The organism is Coleofasciculus sp. E1-EBD-02 (assembly GCF_040218245.1).
Classification (GTDB): domain Bacteria; phylum Cyanobacteriota; class Cyanobacteriia; order Cyanobacteriales; family Coleofasciculaceae; genus Coleofasciculus.
In genome coordinates this window covers 53,655-75,232 of sequence record NZ_JAVJQN010000112.1, presented here as the reverse complement: position 1 = coordinate 75,232, position 21,578 = coordinate 53,655, and the positions used below count along the sequence as shown (strand labels likewise).

Sequence of the window (21,578 nt, the reverse complement as noted above, 5' to 3'; positions counted from 1 at the left end):
AAATTCGATTTGGAGAATTGGATGAGCAACTCACCGCACGGGTCACTTCTTTATTAGCATTACCCCCCCAACAGTTAAGCCAATACCTCTTGCAATTATCTCAGGTATCCCGTGAGCAACTCCTCGCTCGATTCCCTATAGCCAGTCCTTAGATCGGCGTCAATGACGAACCGTGCGATCGCCTGTTCTATTCCGGTCAATTGAATCGTGCGATCGCAGCCTTATTCCCAGCAAGCACCAATCTTGTTCCCTCCCCTTCGAGGGGAGGGTTAGGGAGGGGTCAGATCAAGTCAAGGTATTGCTTTGTTGATTAAGTAAAAGGGCGACCCGACCCAATAGAATGGATTGGAGTTATTCATTGATGCAAGCGGGGATGCAAGCGGGGATGCAAGACGAGGCGCTCCTACATTCAGTAAAATAAACCTCATCACCATCGACGCTCACAACCTAAAATGACTCAATCTCCCTACAACCAATTTGCCACCGATTACCTCAACCAAGTCTTATCCCCAATCGTTTTAACGAATAATCAATACATTTACCCAAAATGCTGACCCAATCTCCTCAACCCTTACGTCAATCTCTCATCCTTTCCCTAATTGCCCTCCTCTGTATCGTCGCCGTGGGGGGGTTGCAAATTCCCCAACTCAATCAACTCCAAGGCAAAGGCGGAACTCCTTCTCCCATAGAACTGCAACGCCAAATCGAAGCCGAAAAGGTACGCCTAAATCTCCTCCAGAAAGTACCAACATTCGGATTTGATAACCTAGTAGCCGATTGGGTTTTTCTCAATTTCCTGCAATATTTTGGTGATGATGAAGCTCGCGATGTCACCGGCTATCAACTTAGCCCAGACTACTTTGAAGTGATTCTAGCCCGTGACCCCCGCTTCTTAGACGCCTACTTTTTCCTTTCCGGTAGCACGTCTCTCTATGCAGGTATGCCAGATCGGTCGGTAGAACTAATGGACAAAGGACTCCAGCAGCTTTCCCCGAAAGTCCCCCCCAAATCCTATTACATCTGGCGCTATAAGGCAATTGACGAACTGTTATTCCTCGGTGACGCCCAAGCCGCCCGCCAATCCTTTGAGAAAGCCGCAGAATGGGCAAGTACTTATGAAGATGAAGAAAGTCAGTATATTGCCTCAATTTCCCGCCAAACCGCCCAGTTTCTTGCCCGTAATCCCTCAAGCAAATCAGCCCAAGTCAGTGCTTGGTCAATGGTGCTACAAAACGCCATGGACGATCGCACTCGTCAACGTGCCATTAATCAGATTGAAGCACTCGGCGGCAAAGTAGTTACCACCCCAGAAGGTGCTGTGAAAATTCAACTCCCACAAAGGGATTAAAGTCTGGAGGGCAGCAGGGGGAGCTGGGGGAGCTGGGGGAGCAGGGGGAGCAGGGGGAGCTGGGGGAGCTGGGGAAGCTGGGGGAGCTGGGGGCAGATGAGGGAGATGGAGCAGATGAGTAAGTTAACTCAAAACTCTACCTTACCTGTTAACTGTTAACTATTCCCTGACAAATGACCTTCATAAAATACTGCTCATGATCTGTTGTGCAATTATGCCTAACCCATAACCAACCAGGGAAAAGACGACCAAAACACTGAAAGCTTTCCATTCACCAAAGTTGGCAACTTGCAAATCTAACCTCACTAACGCCCCGGCTGATAGCAGCACCAGAATCCGTACAAAAACATGTATCCAGCAGAGAATCAACACTGCTAAAAAAGCGCCCACAATCACGGAAATAAAAGCGCGAGTATCTGACTTTAGCCAACTGCTATAAACGCTCTGAATCAGCGTCAGTGGGGCAGTTAGGGCTAAATCAATAAATACGATATATATTGCCCCCATCAGCCACAACACCCAAGGTCTATCCGCATCTGCGATTAACTCAGAAGCCGCGATCAACCAGCCAAAGACGCAATGGGTGGCGAACAAGATCGATAAGGAAGTCCAAGGCAGTTTTTTGACAAACAACATAGCCTAGAGCCTCAGTTGGTGTAATACATCTCGCCTCACAAGCAAACATCACAAATGGCTACGATCAAGTTCACAACCAATCACTGATCGAGATCGCAATCCTCAGGCGGATTAATTTTGCATACTAGCTAATGACTGAACTCTAGCCGAGTCATCAATAGGGAACACACAAATAGCCGACAGGTTCTCCCCATAGAGACTGTCGGTTTTTTATACTTGATCATCAAGGATTTGTCAATAAATCATTGAGGATTGGTGAGATGAGGCGGTGATTGGGAAAATTGGGAATCCATACTTATGAGCAAAATGCTTCCCCATCCCGAATCCCGAATCCCGAATCACCAATCCAAAGGTGACCTGATGACCAAGTAATGTTGTATCGAGTCAGGACATCGATTGAATGATGTAATCAAAATAAGGAGCCGCTTCCATGGCATCTTCCTGACTCAGCAACTCCAAGGAGGCATTTTTGAGGCAACGAATCGATTCAACCATTCCGGCGACGGGAACACCAAGAGAGTTATACATCTCCTTGACCCCAATTAAACCAATTTTTTCAATCGGTTCCTTACCTCCAGCCAGAACACCATAGGTAATCAATCGCAAATACCAGCCGTAGTCCCGTAGGCATAGCGATCGCTGGCGTTCCCCATAAGCATTGCCTCCTGGTGAGATAAAGTCAGGACGCTTTTGCCATAGCTGCTTACTGGCTTCTTGGACAATCTTCTTTTCATTTTCTGCTAGGGTGGAAGCGATACGCATCCGTTGCTCACCCGTCTGCAAAAAGGCTTTAATACCCATCAGTTCACCGGAGCTGGGATACCGCAGCTCGTCGTCGGCTTTGAGGATAACTTGGCTAACTACGCTCATCTTATTGGGTTAACTTAGATAACATTTGTAGTTTAGCGACTCTAGACCCCACAAATAAAGTCAGTCGAGCGAAAAGTTTTCGGTTGAGACGCAGTGCTCCAGGTGTAGGGGTGCGGAGGTACTCCAGGTGCAGTAACCAAAGTTAGCAGTCGCAAGAAGCAAAAAGTCAAGTGTAGGGGCGGGTTTAGGGACTAAATGCTAATTACGACCAATAACTGAGCAACAAAACCCGCCCTTCTTAGCCATCCCTTATATGCCTTTTTTGTATACGCCTCTTTTGGAACAATCTGGCAATACCTTTGATCACACATCTACATTGTATTTTTATGGATCACTCTGTCTCCTCGCCCCCTCGTCCCCCCGTTTCCCCTGATCAGTGGCAACAAGGTCAACTGGTGGAACTGACGATCGCAGACCTGAATGATCGTGGTGATGGTGTCGGACGGTTGGGGAATCGCGTCGTGTTTGTCCCCAATACAGTGACTGGGGATCATGTCCGAGTCAGGCTGGTGCGCGTCAAACCCAATTACGCGATCGCGAAACTGGATCAACTTCTCGAACCCTCTCCCCATCGCATTCGCCCCCACTGCATCGTGGCAGATAAATGTGGCGGTTGTCAGTGGCAGCATGTTGATCCCCAGTATCAGCGATCAGTCAAAGAAAATCTGATAGAGCAAGCCTTAACTCGTATCGGCGGCTTCAATTCCATCGAAATCGCCCCCATTTTAAGCGCTGAGTCTCCCCTAGCTTACCGGAACAAAGCTACCTATCCGATGCGGCGATCGGCAACGGGTCAAGTTCAAGCTGGGTATTACCAGAAAGGGACGCATCAGCTAATTAACCTGAATCAATGCCCCGTTCAAGATGATCGCTTAAATCCCCTGTTAGCCCAAATCAAGCAGGATATTCAGCAACAAGGTTGGTCAATCTACAACGAACGACGTCATCAAGGGCGATTGCGTCACCTATCACTGCGGATTGGACGCCGAACTGGGGAAATGCTTTTAACCTTAGTCACAACTGATGCCAATTTAACCAATCTGGACACCCAAGCCCAAACCTGGCTCGATCGCTATCCTAACCTGGTGGGTGTTTGTGTGAATGTGAATCCCCACCGTACCAATGTCATTTTCGGTGATCAAACCCATTGTGTTCGAGGGCAATCGTATCTGCGGGAGATATTCGCGGATTTAGAGTTTCAATTAAGACCCGATACCTTTTTCCAAATCAACACCGAAGCCGCAGAAGCCTTGTTCAATGTCATTCGGCAAAAGCTGGCACTCCAAGGAACAGAATATCTCGTCGATGCCTATTGTGGCATTGGTACATTCACCCTACCCTTAGCTAAACAGGTACATCAGGCATTGGGGATCGAAGTGCAAGGGACAGCCGTGGAGCAAGCCCAAATCAATGCCCAGATTAATGGGATTACCAATGTCACCTTTGAGACAGGAACTGTGGAAACCTTGCTGCCGCAACTGGGGATCACGCCAGATATCGTATTACTTGACCCGCCACGCCAAGGCTGCAACCCCCAAGTGATTGAAACCCTGTTGTCAGTTATGCCTCAACGCCTTGTCTACATTAGCTGCAAGTCAGCCACCCTAGCACGGGATCTTAAACGCCTCTGTCATCCAGGTGGCTATCAATTAACCCACGTTCAACCAGCCGACTTCTTTAGCCAAACACCCCATGTTGAGTGCGCGGCTTTCTTGGAAAAACAGGAGGGATGAGGGAGTTATCAGTTATCAGGAGCAGGGAAAGCAGGGGAAGCAGGGGAAGCAGGGGGAGCAGGGGAAGCAGGGGGAGCAGGGGAAGCAGGGGAAGCAGGGGAAGATGGGGAAGCAGGGGAAGATGGGGAAGTTAACTCAAAATTCTACCTTGCCAAAGCTCTGGTGTTTAAAGGAGAGTTTCGATACAATAGTAGATAAAGTCCATTCTTTAACTAATTCAGAGAAAAACTACCCCCTAGAGGCAAATTTGACTTATCATACCACAATCTACCAATCAATGGGCAGTAGTTGAAAGTATTCACCACAACCAGAAGAAACTCACCAAGCTGCTGACGTTCAGAGAAACTCAAGATTGAGCCTGAGGATTCTACAAAATTCGATCAGCGCATTCTAAAGATTAGGGTGCTAGTATACAAAATCTGGACAAACCTTTATTATAACTCATACCTGAGTGTGGAAAGTCTGGTTTGAGAAAAATGAGATCAAAAAACACGGCAATAGCCCGTGTCATGCATCCAGTCCACCAACGAAAAGTTAGGGGTTTTTTAAGTGATTGCTGTATCATCTTTGCGCCCAGTTGAACGCAACTGGGGAACAATTAGCTTTGCTTCTACCCTTTACCTATGCCCAATTCTCGACCTACTTGTCGAGCAAATTCCGCGCAAGTGGCGACCGGAGATCCGACTTGGACTCCAAGAGGCATTGGTCAATGCGGCAAAGCACGGCAATAATTTAGACCCGAGTAAGACCGTAATGGTTCACTTTTGTGTCATCAATGACGAATATTGGTGGATAATCTCAGATCAAGGTCCCGGCTTTTCTCCGCCTTGTCGTCAAGGGAATTCTGACGACGGTTTGCCCCATGATGAATCCGAAAATGGTAGAGGGTTATGCCTCCTCTACCAAATTTTCGATCAAGTTCACTGGAATCCCCAAGGGACTGAACTGCGAGTGTGTAAACACATGAAGAGTCGATCAAGGTTACCCTTGATTCCCTAGCGATCGCGATTTCCATGGGTTGGGCAAGGGGGGGCTGAGATCGAGTGATCCAGCCATCCTGACGCCTGACGTAACCGAGCTAGAGCTTCCTCTGGCTGTTCCTTGAGCAAAAAGACTAAAGCCGCCGCTGCTTGTTCCTTGGCTCTAGCTGGGCGATTTGACTTTAATCGATGCCAATCTTGGGGTGTAATCCCTAAGCGTTCTGCCAGGGCTTGGGCAAGTTCCAGGGTACTGGCGTCCTTGAGACTATCAGTTTTTGTCAATTCCATCGGTCTAGGTATAAGTTTATTAAGTGAATCCCACGGCTGAAATCCCTGGGGTCTTGTATTTGATTTTATCTATTTTTTCACCTATCGATTGTTACCTGTTCCCTTATGAGCGCTGATTCTGATCCCAATCAGCAAAATCTAGATGCTGACGAATTTGAGCAAGCGTTATCTGAGGTCGAGCGATCGCTGGAAGCTCTCAAAGAGCGCTATGCACAAGTCCAACGGGATCAGCAGCGACAAGCCCAGCTTCAGCACCGTCGCGAGCAAATTAGACAATCGCCACGTCAAATCCGTAATCAACCCGCTTTGAAAGCTGAACTCCGGCAAATTAAGGAGCAGCTTGAAACTATTGAACTCAATCTAGAGAGTCGCCTTTTTTCCTGGAGTGCGTTTAAAGAACCCTTTTGGCAAGCCGTTCGCTTCGGGGGGCTGGGGATTGCGATCGGCTGGTTGCTCAAATCTTGTGCCAGTTAATCGTTAGGGACGATCCGCCTGTATCAATTAACAACCTGTAGGGGCGACCCGCCTGCATCAATTAACAATCTCAGTCAGCTCAATGGTATCGGGTCGCCCTTGGCTCAATGGTATCGGGTCGCCCGCCCTCTACTCAATGTCCTCGCCTCACCCTCTTCTCCTTGCCAATTGGCGACAAAACCCTTCACAATAGTTAACGAACCGCCCAATCTGCCCATCCTGTTTCTACCCGGATTTCTCGTCGCCGAGCTTGAAGGATTGATCCACACCAAGGCAGTGGAACTATCTATCTCCGGCTCATGACCAATCCCCCGTCCATTCAAAAAAACAATTGATCCTATTGTGTTTTACATTGATCCCCAATCGGAATTCCTATTCAACTGACGCTAAAACCAGCTAAATGAATTGTCCAAATAAGGGCAAACCGGGTAGGACTGATTCTGATAAACTGTCAAAATTATGCAAAAGAAACCGATCGCACAACTTTTACGCACAGGTCAGCCGGATGAAACTGTAACCATCCAGGGCTGGGTACGCACGAAACGAGAACTTAAAGAGTTTGCCTTTATGGAGGTGAATGATGGCTCCTGCTTGGCAAATTTGCAAGTCATCCTGAATCCCGACGTACCCGATTATCAAACGATTCTCCAACAGGTCAACACTGGGGCGTCCGTGGAAGTTGCTGGCGTATTGGTGCCGTCTCCGGGAAAAGGACAACGAATTGAGTTGAGGGCAAATTCGGTGCAGGTTTATGGGGAAGCCGATCCCGCCACTTATCCGCTACAGAAAAAACGCCATTCCTTTGAATTTTTGCGAACCATTGGACATCTGCGATCGCGTACCAATACAATCGGTGCTGTGCTACGGGTGCGTAACGCCTGTGCTAATGCGATCCACCAATTCTTTCAGGAACGAGGCTTTTTGTGGATTCACAGCCCGATTATCACCGCGAGCGATTGTGAAGGGGCGGGAGAACTGTTTACCGTAACCAATCTCAACCTCAACGAGATTCCCAAAACCGAAGATCAATTGGTGGACTTTAGTCAAGACTTCTTTGGACGCCAAGCCTACCTGACGGTTAGTGGGCAACTGCAAGCCGAGGTAATGGCGATGACATTTGGCAATGTGTATACCTTTGGTCCCACATTCCGGGCGGAAAATTCCAATACCTCCCGCCATTTAGCCGAGTTTTGGATGGTGGAACCGGAAATGGCGTTCTGCGATTTACAGGGCGATATGGATCTGGCGGAGGAGTTTCTTAAGTATGTATTCTCCTCGGTACTCGATAACTGTCCCGAAGACATGGAATTTTTCAATAAGCGGATTGATAATACCGTCCTAGCCACGGCGGACAATATTATCAACAACCAGTTTGAGCGCATTACATACACTGATGCGATCGCGCAATTAGAAAAAGCTGATCGAAAATTTGAGTATCCGGTTGAGTGGGGGACAGACTTACAGTCGGAACATGAACGCTATTTGGCAGAGGAACTATTTCAGAAACCCGTTATAGTGAGCGATTACCCCATAGGGATCAAGGCATTCTATATGCGTTTGAATGATGACGGCAAAACCGTTGCCGCCATGGATGTACTAGCGCCGAAGATTGGGGAAATTATCGGCGGTTCCCAACGGGAGGAACGCCTCGATGTTCTCCATCAGCGCATCCAGAATCAGGGGATGAATCCAGAGGATTTATGGTGGTATCTAGACTTGCGGCGCTATGGTACCGTTGCCCATGCAGGGTTTGGTTTAGGATTTGAGCGATTGGTGCAGTTTATGACCGGAATGGGAAATATACGAGACGTGATTCCTTTCCCCCGCACACCCTTGAGCGCTGAATTTTAACCGTTTCCAGTTAAATTCAGTAGGGGCGCAAGGCTTGCGCCCCAAAAGGTTCGCGCCAACTGCATATCAACTTTGTAGGTTGGGTTGAGGAACAAAACCCAACTCATTGCAATACTGCTCAGTTAAGAAAATCTATCCTTTGCAAGATCCCCGACTTCTCAAAGGACTTTGCTGGCGGGCGAATGTTACAAAAGAAGACGCATTTAAATAATCTGTCTGATGCCGCGAATTCCCAGCGCCACCGTAAAACGACGATAAAATTTAAGCAACGAGAATCGAACGCCAAGGAGGGAAATTTATGCCAAACCCGTTTCCGGGGATGAACCCTTACCTAGAACACCCAGAAATCTGGCCCGGAATCCATTTGTTACTGATTAGCGAACTGACTAAGTGCCTGTCTCCTCAATTGCGTCCTAAATACAGAGTGGCGGTTGAGGTGCGTCTGTATGAAACCGCTGGCGAAAAATCCCTACTCGTGGGTATTCCGGATTTAACGGTCAAACGTTCACAGGCGACAACGAAACAACCGATGAGTAATGTTGCTGTCGCCCCATCTCCAACTCAACCCAAAATCGTAGAAGTTCCTGTACCGGAAACAATTAAACAAGGGTATTTAGAAGTGCGAGAAGTCGCCACAGGTGAAGTTGTAACTGTTATTGAGATACTCTCTCCGATTAATAAACGTTCCGGAGAAGGACGTGATAAATATGAAACTAAACGCTATAAAATCTTCGGCAGTTCAACTCATTTAGTGGAAATTGATTTACTGCGGAAGGGGCAACCTATGCCAGTATATCACAGCAATGGTCAAACTCATTATCGAATTTTAGTCAGTCGAGGAGAGCGTCGTCCTCAAGCTGATTTATATGACTTTAATTTACCCGATACGATTCCCTCATTTCCCTTACCCTTGAAGTCGGGCGATGAAGAACCCGTCGTTGATTTACAGGTATTGTTGAATAATGTGTACGAGCAAGCCAGTTATGATTTAGCAATCGATTATACGCAAGAACCCGTACCGCCATTGTTAGCAGAGGAGCCGGTTTGGATTAATACACTGTTAACCGAGCAACAACTTCGATAATGTTAGCATGGGAAGCCTGTTGCGATCGCATCCTGTAAAATTACACAGGGATCTGGCTGGGATATTCATCTTGTTTCTCCAACACTTCAACCTCTTCCCACTTCAGTGCTAACCCCGTTTGTTGAGATAATTCACAGCGCTCCAGATAAAGATGAGCCGCTAAATCTTGCTCATTCACTTGTAAAACCCACTCAAAACATTGCTGTGCTGGAGTGAATTGCTTCTGATAATAGAACCAAACCCCTTGTTCAAATTCAGTTTTACTTTCGGTTTTTAAAGTTTTGAGATCCTCAGCATCACTGTCGTAAATTTCAAACACAGCCACAGGCATCTTTTTTCCTCTTACCTTCACTTGATCCAAAAATCGGCAGGTGTACTGTTGCGGCTCATCGAGTTGAGCCAAGGTTTGTCCACTAATAATAATACTCGCGCCGTACAGCTTAGTTAACTGTTCCAAGCGACTGGCGAGATTCACCGCATCAGCGATGACGGTGCTGTCTATGCGCTCCTCTTCACCAATGATTCCCAACATGAGATTTCCGGTATGGATACCAATTCCTATATTAATTAACAAGCATCAGCAAAGACTAATTCGTCATCCTCTTCATCAGCAAAAACAACTTCATCCTGGTGATTAGTGCTTGACCATTTATCATTTTTCATTTGTCATATCGCTTCTAGTTATTTCCGAACGTTATAAAATTTTCGTTCAAAGCCCTCAACCCCCTCTGCGTGAACCTCTGCGTTAAAAAAACATAATTCCGATACTCACGGACTTTATATCATTTAACCGTTGTCAGAGTTGCCACCCCTTGCATCGGCTACAAACCCCTTAAACTCGGCAACTTGATTATAAAAGTTGTCCCCGCATCCCCTTGACTCTCACATTCAATTGTACCATTGAGTTTTTGGGTGACTAAGTTATAAACAATATGCAACCCTAACCCAGTTCCACCTTGACCTCGTTTTGTCGTAAAGAAGGGTTCAAAGATTTTGCTCACGTTCTCTGGGGGAATATGCACCAACTCCAACGCATCAGTGGTTTCAAACGGTAGCCTTCCGGTGAGTAATTCGTAGAAGGTGACTCCCAGGGAATAAAAGTCGGTGCGATAATCCAGCGCCCGATTCATCCGTCCGGTTTGTTCCGGCGAAATATAGGTAAGAGTTCCCTCTAAAACATTGGGATTTTTCAGAGTAGGATTAGAACGGTTAATTGGGTGGAAATGCCAAAGTCGATGATTTTCAGGGTTTCAGTGTTGGGATTATAGACGATATTGCTCGGATTAATATCTTTGTGGATAATATTAGCCGTGTGGATATGCGCTAAACTCTCAGCTATCTTGATGGCAATGGGTAGAAATTCTTCTAGCGGTAGGATATGTTGTTTCTCGACACCCTCTTTCAACCAATGGTTTAAGGATGAGCCGCCGAAATCTTCTAGAATAATCACGAAGGTTCTCTAGTCAAAATGTCCTAACCTGCTTTGGTAAGGCTATAACCCGGTTTCTCGGAATACTTGACCGACGCGCTAGGGATGCTAACTATATATCTATTTTCATGCACATTGATTTTATCAACCTAAGCTAAACGACGTAATTTTTATACGCTCATCAGCGCAATTTAATTCAAAGGATAAAAATTACAGGGTTTAAACCAAAATGATACAGAGATCCCCGACTTCTTCAATAAGTCGGGGATCTGGCTTGGAGAACTATGCGGTAAATCAGGCGCAATGGGTTGAAGCGTGTTAATTTTTATCGATTAAACTTTTGGATAAACTGACGGATTCCCCAAGCACCCATGGCGAATAAACCTAATGCTGTAGACGCTTCTGGAATATCGACTGGTTCTGAATCGGTGGGAATTCGAGTAATGGCAACTGCATCAAGATAGGATCGATTTTTGCGGAACCGAAAGCTGAGGGATTCAAAATAGTCTTGACCTTCTAGGTTATCTTGGATACTGACGCTCATGGGTAGGGTTGAACCGTCTTTAGCGGAAAAGGCTTGCCAATTATCATTCAGCCAATAGTAAGGTGTAACTTCAACCGTATCCACTCCCGTTTTACTGAGTGTGAGCCGGAAACTCTCGTAAGTTTCAGTATCAGGAAATTGATCCGGAACAACCAATTCTTGCTCAACTTCATGGGGAATCTGAAAGCCCGGATCAACGTAAAGTAAATAGGGTAAATTGCGGAAATTGCCATCACGGGGAGAAATAGGACGGATATTCCAGTTAATTTGGCGCGGTTCCTGGGTATTTGTTGGTGCAACATTCAGTTCCATAAAGAACTTACCCAGTTCTGGCTTACTTCGATCTGTACGAGCGCTCCAGTAAAGAGCGATATCACCCTCATCTAAATCCAATTGATTCAACGATGAGAGATCGTAGTAGGCTGATGCCCAATTCGCGTCCGGATTAGCCTGAAGTTCACCCTGAGCGACGGTGGTATTGTTTAGCTGCCAATCGTCGGCGTCATCAAATGTGCTGTGATAAATTTCTTGCTCATTCGGATTATAGGTAAAAAAATTCGCCGCTTGCGCTTTTACCGCTACACCCGCGACGAAGGCGACTGATAGTAAAAAAGTTAATTTAAGTTTCACGGAATTACCTCTACCCACGAGTTTGTATACTCGCCATCATAATTAATCTTCACTAGCGAATAGGTAAAATCCGCATAAAATTACCTGCTCAATCTATAAATTCTTGGCAAACTTATTTTATTTATTTGAATAATTTTAGTTTTATTAATTTATGTGAATTTTTGAAGCGTGATCTTCACGATGAAATGTTCTATTTTTCTCCGAACAAATTTTAGTCAGTTAGTCGTTCAGGTTAATCTAAGCAAGATCCCCGACTTCTTCAAGAAGTCGGGGATCTGTCTGTATACCGATGCATGACAAATTACCTCCTTGACTGCAACTTGGTATTAGTGGTGTGGCAGTACCCAATCACCACTTCAAAAATGCGGCATCTGATCCCTGTTCGCGGCGAATCTTACTGTCTTTTTCAAACCAATCAATCACCTGCTGAGGTGTTAACTCTTCAACAGCCACTCCTGTGTCTTGGGCAATATGGGTTAAAAGGCGCAGGGATGAAATCGTTAATCGGGTTAAAAACTTCTCATGGGATGCGAGTAACGCTTTATCTACCGCAGCAGATTCCTCTGGACTTAAAAATTGTGTTGTCGGTTGTTGGGACATAAGAAAGTGGAGGTGCAGGGAAAGTCAATCTGTAGGGGCGGGTTTTACCCATAACGTTGTGGCACAAAACCGATAACTTGACTAAACCCGCCCTTCTTGGGGAGATGGGGAAGATGAGGAAGCAAAGGACAAAGGACAAATGACCAATGACCAATGACCAATAACAAATTATTTCGCCTGAATCAAATAACCACACTGATGTTCTCCTTGATTAATCCAGTGAGTGCGCTCAACTTGACAATCAGGTAGGATAGCGGCAAACATTTCCAATTCATGTCCGCAGACGCTGGGAAAGGATTCAGCGACGTTGGAAATTGCACAGTTGTGTTCTCTGAAAATAAACTGGTTATGGGTCTGATCGCTAGCATTGCTGGATTCGACCGGATACCATTCCGCCATATAGCCTTCACTTTGGCGCAGTTCTACCAATTTGGCGACTCGTTCGGCTAATGAACCTTCACCCAAAAGCTGGCGGTATTCCAGGGCTTTGCGTTCCCACTGTTTCTGGAGGATGGTACTCACCTGATCCCGACCCACGGTTTCTTCCAGGGTGTCTAGCAAAGACACGGCAAACTCACCATAATGGTTAGGGAAGCGATCGCGTCCTTTTTTGCTCAAGCGGTAAACATGTTGAGGACGCCCCATCCCCATGGATACCGACTCATACTCAATCAGTCCCTCAGCCTCCAAATCCTTCAGGTGACGCCGAATGGCTTGGGGACTAATATCCAGAGCTTCCGCTAATGCATGCGCGATCGCTTGCTCCTGTTTGAGTAAATACTGCAAAATGTCTTGCTTGGTAGAAGATTGCTGAGTGGTGGTCATTGGCTTTTGGGGTAAAATCACGCTTGTGTTAGGGCAAGAGAAGAAATTTAGTTGACTTTGACAACATCTTAGTTGTTAATATAACCTAAAATAGAGTTAAACAACAAAAGTGTTGTTTTAGTCTAGAGCTAGTGCAACGTCGTCTAATCAGCCCGAACCCTAGAAAACAGGTGACGGACTCATTGATACATAAACGCTCCCACCCAATTCCCATCCTTAATCAAAGAGAGAACACTGAAGCGAATGACTGCTACCGTTAAGAAATTAGTCAACCAACCTTATAAGTACGGCTTTATCACCGATATTGAAGCCGATACCATTCCCCGTGGCTTGAATGAAGACGTAGTCCGCCTGATCTCCGCCAAGAAGAATGAACCGGAGTTCATGCTGGAGTTTCGTCTCAAAGCCTATCGCCAATGGTTGAAGATGGAGGAACCGACGTGGCCCCACGTTAACTATCCACCCATCAACTATCAAGATATCATTTACTACTCCGCCCCGAAAAAGAAAACGGAAAAGCTGAACAGCCTAGAGGACGTAGATCCCGCCCTCCTGGAAACCTTTGAAAAACTAGGGATTCCCCTATCCGAACAGAAGCGACTGTCTAACGTTGCTGTAGATGCGATTTTCGATAGCGTTTCCGTCGCCACCACATTTAAAGACAAGTTAGCCGAAGCTGGGGTTATCTTCTGTTCAATCTCCGAAGCCCTGCAAGAACACCCAGAATTGGTGCAGAAATATCTGGGTAGTGTGGTTCCTGTCGGCGATAATTACTTTGCTGCCCTCAACTCGGCGGTGTTTAGTGACGGTTCCTTTGTGTTTATTCCCAAAGGCGTCAAATGTCCCATGGAACTATCCACCTATTTCCGGATTAATACCGGAGAAACGGGACAATTTGAGCGCACCCTGATTGTCGCTGAAGAAGGGAGTTCAGTGAGTTACTTAGAAGGGTGTACCGCACCCATGTACGATACCAACCAACTCCACGCCGCTGTTGTGGAACTCGTCACCCTAGATAATGCCGATATTAAATACTCCACCGTGCAAAACTGGTTTGCAGGTGACGAAAAGGGTAAAGGTGGAATCTATAACTTTGTCACCAAGCGCGGTTTGTGCAAAGGGGTTAACTCCAAGATTTCCTGGACGCAGGTAGAAACCGGTTCAGCGATTACCTGGAAATATCCCAGTTGTGTTCTGGTAGGAGATAACTCCGTAGGTGAGTTTTACTCCGTGGCGTTAACCAATAACATGCAGCAAGCCGACACGGGAACCAAAATGGTGCATATCGGCAAAAATACCCGTAGCACAATTATTTCTAAAGGGATTTCCGCTGGTAATTCCAAGAATAGCTATCGGGGTTTAGTGAAAGTCAGTCCGAAAGCAAAAGGGGCGCGGAATTATTCCCAGTGCGATTCCATGTTGATTGGTGATACGGCTGAGGCGAATACCTTCCCCTATATTCAAGTCGAAAATAATCAGGCTAAGGTTGAACACGAAGCCTCAACCTCGAAAATTGGCGAGGATCAGCTTTTCTACTTTACCCAACGGGGAATCTCAGAAGAAGATGCGGTTTCCATGATAGTCAGTGGTTTCTGTCAGGATGTATTCAACGAACTACCGATGGAATTTGCCGCTGAAGCCGATAAATTATTGAGTCTGAAATTAGAAGGAGCCGTGGGTTAGGGATTGGCAAATTACCATGGCGTGTCTGTCGGGGCGGGTTTCACAATTATCGTTGATAACTTCACCCATAAGTCACTAAACCCGCCCCGACCAAATTCCAGACGTATCCGGCTACGTCTGGAACATTCAATGCCTCTTTCCTTGTCCCTAATAACCCTGTATCAGAATTGGCAAAACCCTGTAGTAACGAACAATGATTAGAGAAAATAGCGACGTAATTTTATCCGTCCGCAATTTGACGGCAAATGTTGAAGGACAAAAAATTCTCAAGGGCTTAAACCTAGAGGTGAAGGCGGGAGAAATTCACGCCGTCATGGGGCAAAATGGCTCAGGTAAAAGTACCTTTTCCAAGCTTTTAGCGGGACATCCCGCCTACGAAGTCACCGGTGGCGAGGTGACATTTATGGGGCAGAATCTGCTGGAACTAGAACCAGAAGAACGGGCATTAGCTGGCATATTTCTAGCATTTCAGTATCCCTTAGAAATTCCTGGGGTGAGTAATTTAGACTTCTTGCGCGTCGCCTATAATTCCCGCCGTAAGCATCAGGGATTAGAGGAAATTGATACGTTTGACTTTGAAGACTTAATCGAGGAAAAGCTGGAAATTGTTAAGATGAATCCCAGCTTTCTGGAGCGCAGTTTAAATGAAGGCTTCTCTGGCGGCGAGAAGAAGCGGAATGAGATTTTGCAAATGGCGCTGTTAGAACCCAAACTGGCGATTCTAGATGAAACAGACTCTGGTTTGGATATTGACGCCCTGAAGATTGTCGCCAATGGGGTGAATCAGTTGGCAAATCCCGACAATGCCATGATTTTGATTACCCACTACCAACGGATGCTCAATTATATTGAACCTGATTATGTCCATGTCATGGCAGGAGGGCGCATCCTCAAAACGGGTGGTAAGGAATTGGCATTAGAATTAGAATCCCGTGGTTATGAGTGGGTGATAGAAGAAGCGGCGGCTGAGGTGATGGTCTGATGAGTATACAACTATCTGCGAAACCGGAAATTTCCTATTTAAAGGCGCTATTAGACCAATGTCGCCAAGATGAACCCGTTGTCGGGGGAAATTTAAACAGGTTTCTCCAACAACTGCGCCACCAGGCGGCGGCGATTGTGGAAGAATTGGCAATTCCAACCCGTCGGGATGAAGAATGGCGGTTTACGGATTTGTCGCCGTTATTGGCGGTGGATTTTCAAGGAGTTGAGGCGTTTTTTGAACAATTCCTGCAACACCTAGACTTGACTTCCCTCACCCTACCCGAAACCCCGGATAGTCGATTAGTCTTTGTCAATGGGGTGTATGCGCCGGATTTATCGTCGGTGAGTGGATTACCCGAAGGCGTATATGTGGGTAATTTGGCGGGTTTACCTGCGGCGTATCAGGAACGAATCCCCAATTATTTAGGGAAGCAACAGGGCGCGTCTGATGTTTTCGCCGCCCTGAATACATCGGGACTCACGGATGCGGCGGTGGTGTGGATACCCAAAGCTAAAATAGTCGAGACACCGATTCATCTGCTGTTTATTTCCACCACTGACGACGTACCCGTAATATGCCAACCGCGCTGTCTGGTGGTTGCTGAAGCAGGTTCAGTGGTGAATCTGATTGAACATTACGCCGCGAATGTAGAAGGATGTCCAGATATTCCGGTGAATCGTCCTTATTTTAATAACCAAGTGACAGAGATTTGGCTTGAGGAGGGTTCCCAAGTTATCCATACCCGGAATCAGCGAGAAGCGATTGATGGATTCCACATTGGTAAAACAGCGGTAAATCAAGCCCGGAATAGCCGTTATACTTGTAACGCCATTAGTTTAGGGGCGAAACTATCTCGGCATAATCTAGAAATCGTGCAAACCGGTGAAGCAACCGAAACCACCCTTAACGGTTTAACCATGATTGGTGGGGAACAGGTAGCCGATACCCACAGTGCAGTGCTGTTGAATCATCCTCATGGCATGACCGACCAGTTGCACAAATGTATCATAGATGACCGGGCGCACGGAGTCTTCAATGGTAAGGTTTTCGTGCCGCAAGCGGCTCAATTTACCAATGCGGCTCAATTGAATCGCAATTTATTGCTTTCAGCTAAAGCCCGTGTGAATACCAAACCGCAATTGGAAATTACGGCGGACCAAGTAAAATGTTCTCACGGTGCTACAGTGAGTCAACTTGACCCAGAGGATGTGTTCTATTTACAAAGTCGAGGACTGAATGAAACCAATGCCCGGAATCTATTAATTGATGCTTTTGTAGCGGAGATTCTCCAACGGATTCCTGTGGACTCCCTGCGGCAAAGACTTGCCCAATGTGCGATGTGTAGAACAATGTAGTCCCAAAAAATGTAGAGACGTGCCATGGCACGTCTTTCCGGGGCTGGTTTAGGGATTAAGGTTGATTGTTTTATCTAGTTTTTATGCAAAACCCGCCCTGAATCTGATCCTTCGCTTCGCTAGTCGGACATGGTTTTGAGTTTTATAATTCTTTAACAAATGACCAATAACAAATGACCAATAACAAATGACCAATGACCAATGACAAATGACCAATGACGAATAACCAATGACCATCACCCAAGAAAAAACCCTAGCTGCTATCGTCCGTTCTGACTTTCCCATTTTGCAGGAGAAAGTTCACGATAAACCATTGATTTATCTTGACAGTGCGGCTACCTCTCAGAAGCCGTTGGCGGTGCTGAATGCGTTGCAAAATTACTATGAAAAGGACAATGCCAATGTCCACCGAGGCGCTCATGCGCTGAGTGTCAGGGCGACAGAAGCGTATGAGTCAGCGCGGGATAAGGTGGCGGCGTTTGTGAATGCGGCGTCGCGGAATGAGATTGTTTTTACCCGGAATGCCTCAGAAGCGATTAACCTGGTGGCGTATAGCTGGGGATTAAATCGTTTGCAGCCAGGGGATGAAATAATTCTCTCGGTGATGGAACATCACAGCAACATTGTTCCCTGGCAAATCATTGCCCAGAAGACGGGGGCGGTGTTGAAGTATGTGGAACTGACGGAAAGCCAGGAGTTTGATTTAGAACAGTTCAAGTCTCTGATTTCTGAGAAGACGAAGTTAGTCAGTGTGGTGCATGTCTCGAATACCTTGGGGTGTATTAACCCGGTAGAGGAGATTAGTGCGATCGCACATCAGTATGGCGCTAAGGTATTGATTGATGCTTGCCAATCTGTCCCTCATACACCCATTGATGTCCAGGGGATGGATTGTGACTGGTTAGTGGCATCGGGTCACAAAATGTGTGCGCCTACAGGGATTGGTTTCTTGTATGGCAAGTTAGACTTGTTGCTGGACATGCCGCCGTTTATGGGTGGCGGTGAGATGATTTCGGAAGTCTTTCTCGACTATTCCACCTACGCCGAATTGCCCCATAAATTTGAAGCCGGAACACCTGCGATTGGGGAAGCGATCGCGCTGGGTGCAGCGGTAGACTATTTAATGGGGATTGGTATGGATAAAATCCATGCTTATGAAGAGGAACTGACGGCGTATCTGTTCCAGCAATTACGGGATGTTCCTGATTTGACCCTCTATGGTCCCCAACCGACAGCAGAGGGGAAAGGAAGGGCAGCGTTGGCATCGTTTAATGTAGAGGGACTAGCGGCGAGTGATGTGTCTACTCTATTAGACCATGAAGGCGTGGCGATTCGTTCCGGTCATCATTGTACTCAACCGTTACACCGAATTTTAGACGTAACGGGTTCGGCGCGGGCGAGTTTGTATTTCTACAATACGCAGGAAGAGATTGACGTTTTTGTTCAGGCGTTGAAAGAAACAATTGATTTTTTCAAAAGTGTAATGGAGTAGAGTTCCAATTAGCCCTCAACTCAAGTTGGGGCTAAAAGCTTAAACCCGTTAAAACGGGTTCAAAGTATTATAGCAGTAGACACATCGATTACGAACTGTTGTAGAGACGTTCCGCCGGAACGTCTCTTACCAAATGATGCAATGATGCGTCATATCATGTCCTGACGATTGCCCATAATTGCAATGCCGTAATAACAAGGGTTTCAGGCGTTTTTATTCGGGGTGTTTGACCGGACATGATATCATAACCGCTACGGCAATTGCTATACCCCGTAGGCTAAAGCTTAATTGAGGTTAAAAATAAGAAATTTATTTCCTAGCTCTATGAGTCAGTAACATTAAGGAGCGTGCCATTCAACTGAGATTATAGATATGCTGACAATCTCAACGCTAGCTGAACAACGAACTGTACTGCACAATATTAGCTGGCAAACCTTTGAAGCGTTATTAGCAGAAACGGGTGAAGACAGGGGGTATCGGTTTGCTTATGATGGCGGCACGTTGGAAATTATGACGCCTCGTTTTGACCATGAAAATCCTAAAGCTAATTTGGGTAATTTCATTATTGCATTAGCCGAAGAATTAGACATTGAGATTAAAAGCGCTGGTTCGACAACGCTGAAACGAGAAATAGTCAAGCGGGGGATAGAACCAGATAATTGTTATTATATCCAAAATGAACCTGCTGTTCGAGGTTGGCAAGATATTGATTTAGAAATTGATCCGCCGCCTGACTTAGCGATTGAAATTGATATTACCAGTAGTTCTGTAGATAAGTTGAGGATTTACTCGGCGCTAGGTGTTCCTGAACTTTGGCGGTATAATGGGCAGGTTTTGCGCTTCTATCAAGGGGTAGAAGGAGACTATGTTGAGTGTGAATCTAGTTTGGCTTTTCCTTTGGTAACCGTGAGTGCAATGAGCCGATTTATTCAGCAGAGTAAAACAATGGGGGAAATTGTGCTGTTGAAAGTGTTTCGCGCTTGGGTGAGAGAAAATTTATAAATAAAGTATCAAATACAGGTGTGGTACCGCTAAAATAGTGGAAGAAGCTTTCACGCATTTAAGTTGGGTATGAGTAGCGAGCAGGATGTTCGCACTACAGGGATTTCGTCCTTATCACCTTAGGAGTCATCAGCGATGGGCATTGAGAATAGAAGATGGAAAGGATTATTTGCTCCCACTGAAGTTGTTGAACTCAAACAGATGTGTCTAACCCCTGGACAGATGTTTCAACCGGGAAAATATAAGGCTGAAGATTTACCGGAAATTGCCTTTGAAATGGGTTTGGTTGAGAGTGTTAAAAATGGGGAAACTCAACAGGATAAAGTTGATCCGGCTGCTGAAAAAGAGTAAGCTAATACACATTTAAATTGTGTATTTCCTGTTGCCTGTTTCCTAATCTCAACCTTATGTGGAATGTCACTGACTTAAGTCTGGTGGGCAATGCCCACCCTACTGGCGTTACTATTGCCTATTGCCTATTGCCTATTCCCTCTCCCCACCACAAAACTTATTCAGCAGCCCCTACTTATGACAACCAATCCTTATGCTTGGTTAGAAGACTCTCTTTCTACTATCCACAAAGCCAACTGGTATCGTTCAGTGCAAACGCTGCAAAATCGTCCCGGTGCGGTGGTAAAACTGGAAGGGCGAGAAGTCATTAACTTTGCTAGTAATGATTATTTAGGATTGGCGGGAGATGAACGTTTAATTCAAGCCGCGATGACAGCGACTCAGCACTATGGTACAGGTAGCACCGGTTCTCGGTTACTCAGTGGACATCGGGAATTGCATCGAGAATTAGAATGTGCGATCGCATCTCTGAAACAAACCGAAGATGCATTGGTGTTTAGTTCGGGCTACCTGGCGAATTTAGGTGCGATCGCGGCTTTAGTGGGGAAGCGAGATCTGATTCTGGCAGATCAGTATAATCACTCTAGCCTCAAGAATGGGGCAATTTTAAGTGGTGCGACGGTAATCAACTATAGCCACAGGGATATGGAAGATTTAAAGCGTCAACTGGTTCACCATCGCCACAATTACCGCCGTTGTCTGATTGCAACTGATAGCGTTTTTAGTATGGATGGGGATTTGTGTCCCTTGCCAGACATTCTCTCACTAGCGGATCAATTTAGCAGCATGGTATTAGTTGATGAAGCCCATGCAACGGGTGTTTTAGGTGTTACAGGTGCAGGCTGTGTAGAACATTTTGGCTGTACGGAACACTCCTTAATTCAAATGGGAACATTGAGTAAAGCATTGGGGAGTTTAGGGGGATATATTGCGGGTTCAGCGACTCTAATTGATTTCTTGAGAAATCGCGCCCCTAGCTGGATTTATACTACTGGATTATCTCCGGCTGATACGGCGGCGGCATTAACGGCGATTGAAATTGTCCAAAAAGAACCACAACGTCGCGATCGACTCTGGCAGAATGTAGAGATGCTCCAGTTTCTGATTCGGGAAAAGTTATTTGATCTCCATGTATTGCCGTCTGAATCTCCGATTCTGTGCCTTCAATTTACTAGCGCCAAAGAGGTTATGAACACGGCACAAAAACTAAAATCCGCAGGTATTTTTGCCCCAGCTATTCGTCCTCCCACGGTTCCCACGAGTCGGATTCGCATTTCGGTTATGGCAACTCATGAAGCGACTCACTTTCAGTTATTAGTGCAATCACTGCTGCGGGGGTTGGCTTAATTAGAGGCTGCTGAATAAGTGTTGTGGTGAGGGAAGATGGGGAAGATGGGGGAGCTGGGGGAGCAGAGGGA

21 protein-coding genes and 2 pseudogenes are annotated in these 21,578 nt (G+C 46.2%); 14 read left to right on the top strand and 9 right to left on the bottom strand.

Features of this window, described 5'->3' with window-relative positions:
* The first annotated feature begins 547 nt into the window (after window positions 1-547).
* Complete coding sequence (locus RIC07_RS18545; protein ID WP_446395808.1) at window positions 548-1,348, top strand: hypothetical protein; 801 nt, start codon at window positions 548-550, stop codon at window positions 1,346-1,348.
* A gap of 180 nt (window positions 1,349-1,528) precedes the next feature.
* Here the strand turns inward: RIC07_RS18545 and RIC07_RS18540 are convergent, their stop codons facing one another.
* Together RIC07_RS18540 and RIC07_RS18535 are read right to left on the bottom strand one after the other, a co-directional pair.
* A complete protein-coding gene (locus tag RIC07_RS18540; RefSeq protein ID WP_446395807.1) occupies window positions 1,529-1,984 on the bottom strand; it encodes a hypothetical protein in 456 nt (151 codons plus the stop codon).
* 384 nt (window positions 1,985-2,368) lie between these two features.
* A complete protein-coding gene (locus RIC07_RS18535; protein WP_446334032.1) occupies window positions 2,369-2,854 on the bottom strand; it encodes an allophycocyanin in 486 nt (161 codons plus the stop codon).
* Between the two features lie 326 nt (window positions 2,855-3,180).
* Between RIC07_RS18535 and rlmD the strand changes: the two genes are divergently transcribed.
* Together rlmD and RIC07_RS18525 are read left to right on the top strand one after the other, a co-directional pair.
* Complete coding sequence (gene rlmD / locus RIC07_RS18530) at window positions 3,181-4,587, top strand: 23S rRNA (uracil(1939)-C(5))-methyltransferase RlmD (RefSeq protein WP_446395806.1); 1,407 nt, start codon at window positions 3,181-3,183, stop codon at window positions 4,585-4,587.
* Between the two features lie 552 nt (window positions 4,588-5,139).
* Window positions 5,140-5,586, top strand: a complete 447-nt coding sequence (locus tag RIC07_RS18525) for an ATP-binding protein (protein ID WP_157453202.1) — start codon at window positions 5,140-5,142, stop codon at window positions 5,584-5,586.
* On the opposite strand, the gene RIC07_RS18520 is transcribed toward RIC07_RS18525, so the two are convergent.
* Window positions 5,583-5,855: a DUF6439 family protein gene (locus RIC07_RS18520; RefSeq protein WP_446384442.1), complete on the bottom strand. Its 273-nt coding sequence runs from the start codon at window positions 5,853-5,855 to the stop codon at window positions 5,583-5,585. The two genes, RIC07_RS18525 and RIC07_RS18520, sit on opposite strands and share 4 nt — an antisense overlap.
* Window positions 5,856-5,960: 105 nt before the next feature.
* Between RIC07_RS18520 and RIC07_RS18515 the strand changes: the two genes are divergently transcribed.
* The 4 genes from RIC07_RS18515 (at window position 5,961) to RIC07_RS18500 (ending at window position 9,264) form a co-directional block, all read left to right on the top strand.
* The gene (locus tag RIC07_RS18515; RefSeq protein ID WP_446395805.1) at window positions 5,961-6,329 is read left to right on the top strand and encodes a DUF2203 domain-containing protein; all 369 of its coding nucleotides are present in this window, start codon (window positions 5,961-5,963) and stop codon (window positions 6,327-6,329) included.
* Window positions 6,330-6,428: 99 nt separating this feature from the next.
* Complete coding sequence (locus tag RIC07_RS18510; protein WP_446395804.1) at window positions 6,429-6,632, top strand: hypothetical protein; 204 nt, start codon at window positions 6,429-6,431, stop codon at window positions 6,630-6,632.
* Between the two features lie 156 nt (window positions 6,633-6,788).
* Window positions 6,789-8,180: an asparagine--tRNA ligase gene (gene asnS, locus RIC07_RS18505; protein ID WP_446395803.1), complete on the top strand. Its 1,392-nt coding sequence runs from the start codon at window positions 6,789-6,791 to the stop codon at window positions 8,178-8,180.
* A gap of 298 nt (window positions 8,181-8,478) precedes the next feature.
* Window positions 8,479-9,264 carry a DUF4058 family protein gene (locus tag RIC07_RS18500; protein ID WP_446395802.1) on the top strand — a complete coding sequence of 262 codons (786 nt, stop codon included), beginning with the start codon at window positions 8,479-8,481 and terminating at the stop codon, window positions 9,262-9,264.
* Window positions 9,265-9,304: 40 nt separating this feature from the next.
* On the opposite strand, the gene RIC07_RS18495 is transcribed toward RIC07_RS18500, so the two are convergent.
* The 6 genes and pseudogenes from RIC07_RS18495 to sufR form a co-directional block, all read right to left on the bottom strand.
* The gene (locus RIC07_RS18495; protein ID WP_446395801.1) at window positions 9,305-9,838 is read right to left on the bottom strand and encodes an adenylate/guanylate cyclase domain-containing protein; all 534 of its coding nucleotides are present in this window, start codon (window positions 9,836-9,838) and stop codon (window positions 9,305-9,307) included.
* Window positions 9,839-10,085: 247 nt separating this feature from the next.
* Window positions 10,086-10,223 (bottom strand): annotated as a pseudogene (locus tag RIC07_RS18490) (ATP-binding protein); the annotation flags it as partial.
* A gap of 57 nt (window positions 10,224-10,280) precedes the next feature.
* Window positions 10,281-10,720, bottom strand: a pseudogene (locus tag RIC07_RS18485) (serine/threonine protein kinase); the annotation flags it as partial.
* 298 nt (window positions 10,721-11,018) lie between these two features.
* On the bottom strand, window positions 11,019-11,867 hold the full coding sequence (locus RIC07_RS18480) for a hypothetical protein (protein ID WP_446395800.1): 849 nt from the start codon (window positions 11,865-11,867) through the stop codon (window positions 11,019-11,021).
* Window positions 11,868-12,215: 348 nt separating this feature from the next.
* Window positions 12,216-12,467: a hypothetical protein gene (locus RIC07_RS18475; protein WP_446395799.1), complete on the bottom strand. Its 252-nt coding sequence runs from the start codon at window positions 12,465-12,467 to the stop codon at window positions 12,216-12,218.
* A gap of 168 nt (window positions 12,468-12,635) precedes the next feature.
* Window positions 12,636-13,292, bottom strand: a complete 657-nt coding sequence (gene sufR, locus RIC07_RS18470; RefSeq protein WP_446395798.1) for an iron-sulfur cluster biosynthesis transcriptional regulator SufR — start codon at window positions 13,290-13,292, stop codon at window positions 12,636-12,638.
* A 243-nt stretch (window positions 13,293-13,535) separates the two neighbouring features.
* Between sufR and sufB the strand changes: the two genes are divergently transcribed.
* From sufB to bioF, 7 genes are all read left to right on the top strand, one after another.
* On the top strand, window positions 13,536-14,975 hold the full coding sequence (gene sufB, locus RIC07_RS18465) for a Fe-S cluster assembly protein SufB (protein ID WP_446395797.1): 1,440 nt from the start codon (window positions 13,536-13,538) through the stop codon (window positions 14,973-14,975).
* Window positions 14,976-15,168: 193 nt separating this feature from the next.
* Window positions 15,169-15,957 (top strand): Fe-S cluster assembly ATPase SufC, encoded by a 789-nt coding sequence (sufC, locus tag RIC07_RS18460; protein ID WP_446395796.1) that lies wholly within the window; start codon window positions 15,169-15,171, stop codon window positions 15,955-15,957.
* Window positions 15,957-17,315: a Fe-S cluster assembly protein SufD gene (sufD, locus tag RIC07_RS18455; RefSeq protein ID WP_446395795.1), complete on the top strand. Its 1,359-nt coding sequence runs from the start codon at window positions 15,957-15,959 to the stop codon at window positions 17,313-17,315. The genes sufC and sufD overlap by 1 nt, the downstream gene beginning before the upstream one ends.
* 229 nt (window positions 17,316-17,544) lie before the next feature.
* Entirely contained in the window at window positions 17,545-18,807 is a 1,263-nt protein-coding gene (locus tag RIC07_RS18450) for a SufS family cysteine desulfurase (protein ID WP_446395794.1), read from the top strand.
* A 372-nt stretch (window positions 18,808-19,179) separates the two neighbouring features.
* On the top strand, window positions 19,180-19,809 hold the full coding sequence (locus RIC07_RS18445; RefSeq protein WP_446395793.1) for a Uma2 family endonuclease: 630 nt from the start codon (window positions 19,180-19,182) through the stop codon (window positions 19,807-19,809).
* Between the two features lie 135 nt (window positions 19,810-19,944).
* Complete coding sequence (locus RIC07_RS18440) at window positions 19,945-20,160, top strand: hypothetical protein (protein ID WP_446395792.1); 216 nt, start codon at window positions 19,945-19,947, stop codon at window positions 20,158-20,160.
* A 177-nt stretch (window positions 20,161-20,337) separates the two neighbouring features.
* On the top strand, window positions 20,338-21,507 hold the full coding sequence (gene bioF, locus RIC07_RS18435; RefSeq protein ID WP_446395809.1) for an 8-amino-7-oxononanoate synthase: 1,170 nt from the start codon (window positions 20,338-20,340) through the stop codon (window positions 21,505-21,507).
* Window positions 21,508-21,578: the final 71 nt, after the last annotated feature.

What these genes read in the sequence shown, in the direction of transcription:
- RIC07_RS18515 (WP_446395805.1), top strand. Translation starts at nt 5,961, where the DNA reads ATGAGCGCTGATTCTGATCCCAATCAGCAAAATCTAGATGCTGACGAA.
- RIC07_RS18450 (WP_446395794.1), top strand. Translation starts at nt 17,545, where the DNA reads ATGACCATCACCCAAGAAAAAACCCTAGCTGCTATCGTCCGTTCTGAC.
- RIC07_RS18545 (WP_446395808.1), top strand. Translation starts at nt 548, where the DNA reads ATGCTGACCCAATCTCCTCAACCCTTACGTCAATCTCTCATCCTTTCC.
- sufD (WP_446395795.1), top strand. Translation starts at nt 15,957, where the DNA reads ATGAGTATACAACTATCTGCGAAACCGGAAATTTCCTATTTAAAGGCG.
- RIC07_RS18440 (WP_446395792.1), top strand. Translation starts at nt 19,945, where the DNA reads ATGGGCATTGAGAATAGAAGATGGAAAGGATTATTTGCTCCCACTGAA.
- bioF (WP_446395809.1), top strand. Translation starts at nt 20,338, where the DNA reads ATGACAACCAATCCTTATGCTTGGTTAGAAGACTCTCTTTCTACTATC.
- RIC07_RS18535 (WP_446334032.1), bottom strand. Translation starts at nt 2,854, where the DNA reads ATGAGCGTAGTTAGCCAAGTTATCCTCAAAGCCGACGACGAGCTGCGG.
- sufB (WP_446395797.1), top strand. Translation starts at nt 13,536, where the DNA reads ATGACTGCTACCGTTAAGAAATTAGTCAACCAACCTTATAAGTACGGC.
- sufC (WP_446395796.1), top strand. Translation starts at nt 15,169, where the DNA reads ATGATTAGAGAAAATAGCGACGTAATTTTATCCGTCCGCAATTTGACG.
- RIC07_RS18475 (WP_446395799.1), bottom strand. Translation starts at nt 12,467, where the DNA reads ATGTCCCAACAACCGACAACACAATTTTTAAGTCCAGAGGAATCTGCT.
- RIC07_RS18520 (WP_446384442.1), bottom strand. Translation starts at nt 5,855, where the DNA reads ATGGAATTGACAAAAACTGATAGTCTCAAGGACGCCAGTACCCTGGAA.
- RIC07_RS18500 (WP_446395802.1), top strand. Translation starts at nt 8,479, where the DNA reads ATGCCAAACCCGTTTCCGGGGATGAACCCTTACCTAGAACACCCAGAA.
- sufR (WP_446395798.1), bottom strand. Translation starts at nt 13,292, where the DNA reads ATGACCACCACTCAGCAATCTTCTACCAAGCAAGACATTTTGCAGTAT.
- rlmD (WP_446395806.1), top strand. Translation starts at nt 3,181, where the DNA reads ATGGATCACTCTGTCTCCTCGCCCCCTCGTCCCCCCGTTTCCCCTGAT.
- RIC07_RS18540 (WP_446395807.1), bottom strand. Translation starts at nt 1,984, where the DNA reads ATGTTGTTTGTCAAAAAACTGCCTTGGACTTCCTTATCGATCTTGTTC.
- asnS (WP_446395803.1), top strand. Translation starts at nt 6,789, where the DNA reads ATGCAAAAGAAACCGATCGCACAACTTTTACGCACAGGTCAGCCGGAT.
- RIC07_RS18445 (WP_446395793.1), top strand. Translation starts at nt 19,180, where the DNA reads ATGCTGACAATCTCAACGCTAGCTGAACAACGAACTGTACTGCACAAT.